This window comes from Microvirga soli (genome assembly GCF_016734765.1).
In the GTDB taxonomy this organism is placed as follows: Bacteria; Pseudomonadota; Alphaproteobacteria; order Rhizobiales; family Beijerinckiaceae; genus Microvirga; species Microvirga soli.
Genome location: NZ_JAERQE010000125.1, coordinates 1 through 2,496 on the forward strand (window position 1 = coordinate 1; position 2,496 = coordinate 2,496).

The 2,496-nt window shown below is 46.3% G+C and carries 1 protein-coding gene; it reads left to right on the top strand.

Going from position 1 to position 2,496, the window contains the following annotated elements:
- Positions 1-101 precede the first annotated feature (101 nt).
- On the top strand, positions 102-2,423 hold the full coding sequence (locus JKL45_RS29445) for an NACHT domain-containing protein (protein WP_201865301.1): 2,322 nt from the start codon (positions 102-104) through the stop codon (positions 2,421-2,423).
- The last annotated feature ends 73 nt before the right edge of the window (positions 2,424-2,496 follow it).

Here is a 2,496-nt window from a genome sequence, read left to right on the forward strand (position 1 = left end):
GCTGCCAGTCTACCGCATCGTTCGCTTCGCCGCCCTGCGCTCCCACATCACCCGCCAGAAATGGCCAAAGTCGAGCTTACCGAGGAGAGCTTAATCAGTGTTTGCATGATTTTCTGTCAGAACTTGAAAAGACCGGAATCGTTTCCGCAATGGTTGAAAGCGCACTTCTAGGTAGAAGCGCTCCAGCTATTGAAAACTCGTTCTTGGAGCTTCACGCTTCTCTAATGGGTGAATCCACCTCAGGTGAGGATCTCTATGCAAAAATGATGCGATCTTTTGAGGTCACACTAAGTGAACTCTCAAAAGATAGAGTTTTGTACAACTTCCTTCATTCCTCTCGTGATGAACTCAACGGACGTTTGGATGGAATTGAGGCAGCGCTTAACGCGTTGGTCAGTCGTGCCTCAACCCGCTACGACGTGAGTAGCGAGATTGCGAACTCTACCCTTTTGAAGATCTCTCGAGGGCTCCAATCATCTTATAAAACAGTTCGCGTTGAAACTAACAAAGGGCCGAGGCTGGTAGAAATCTCCAGAATCTATATTCCCCCAAAACTCCGATACAGAGAAACCCAGCGAAATGCAGAACGGGTAACAATCGCGACAAGGGGATTGGATCAATCTCAGGTCGCGCGTCGCGTATTACCGCATACGATACAAGGTTCATTCTGGGAAGAAGATCATCTTGAGAAGATTGGCTACACGGATTTACGATTGCAGTTTCGTAGAGTTGTAGTTTTGGGAGATCCAGGCGGCGGAAAAAGTACGTTGTGCCAGAGCATCTGTTACGATTTGGCAAGGCAATCTGTGTTTTCCCTACAAACAGATGCCGCAAGGAAGACAGAACCTCAACTCCAGAAGATTCCGCTTCGTGTTATCCTACGGACGTTCGAGAGAGCACGAACCAGTGAACCTCAACTTTCTATTCTTGAATTCATTCTGAGAGACATCCAGAACCACGTCAGTGCTGATAGATCTGAATTTGAGCCTGCAATTCGGAAACTTCTAGCGACCGGTCGTGCGGTACTAGCATTTGACGGACTTGACGAGATCCTCGCTACTGCACAGCGGAGAGATTTCGTGGATCTGGTGTTGTCCTTCTGTGATCAATATCCCTTATGCCCAGTTCTAGTTACGTCCCGCCTCGTGGGTTACGATGATGCCCCATTGGGTGACGATTTCGAGGAACTGGTACTAGAAAAATTCGATGATCAAGAGGTTTTTGCATACACCACAAAATTCATGCAAGTGGTTGGAAACCGGCAAAAGCGAGAGGCAGAGGCTTTAGCCAACGCATTTGTGAGACAAACGACAGCCAATGCGGCAGATCTTAGACGCAATCCATTGATGCTTGGTCTGATGGCTTGGATTTTTAATGCTCGTGGAGATGTCCCATCGAATAGGCCAGAAATTTATCAAGAATGCGCGACTTTGCTATTCGAACGTTGGGATCCAGATCGCAATATCAACGCAGACGTACCGCCTGATTTTGACCGCATTCAGCTCTTTAGTCATCTCGCTTCAAAGATATATGGCCATCCAGAACTCTCCTCAGGCGTAGAGAAGAAATGGCTGCAGAAGCAGGCTGAAGACTATTTTGAAGATATCTATTTTCAGAAAGCGAAAGCTTATGAAGCATCAAAGGCTCTCGTCAAATTTATAGTTGGACGCGCATGGGTCATGTCAGAGGTTGGCGACAACGTATTCTCATTCACACATCAAACATTTTTAGAGTATTTTTTCGCGAGGCATATCGACAACAGATGTGACACTGTAAAAGAGGTATTTGCTGATATCGAAGAAAAAATTCGTAAAAGCGAGTGGGATGTCGTTGCCCATCTCGCACTTCAGATCACTACATACCGCAATGCTCGACGACAAGACGAGGCCTTACGATATTTAGGATCTATGCTAAGTTCCTATAATAATGTTAAGGAACTTGAAGCTGTACTTTCATTTTCAGCTAGATCATTGGAATACATCACTGGCTCAGAGACTGTAATTAGAGAGTTAATAACTCAAATAGTCAGGTTAGCAGTATCGGCCTGTTCTCAGGGCAGCATTAGCATTCATCAGACCCTCGGCGAATGCGCAAACTGCAATGTTCAGCGTCGTGATTTTGCTAGAGATGTGATACTCAAAGAGCTAGTTGAGTTATTTAAATCGAGCGACGTTCAGGCAGCCGCAGTAGCATCTATAGCTCAAGGGGTTCCGCTCAATGCCAAACTCAGATTTGAACGTCAGTCTCGAACATTCGAGTACCTACCAGATGAAATTAAGCTCGGACTGAGAGAGAGCCTTGAAAGCTATATTCTCGATCGTGTCGAGACTAGCTCACTGTGTGCCATCCTAGCTTGGCATTGGTACGGTAAAATAACGCGAAACACTATCAAGCCGTACGGGTTGATCACTTACTATAGCTGACCTGCCACTGAAATTTTCCTCCAGGTTGAGTTAGAGTCCGGCCCCTCACAAGGACGGACAATGAAGCGTTCAC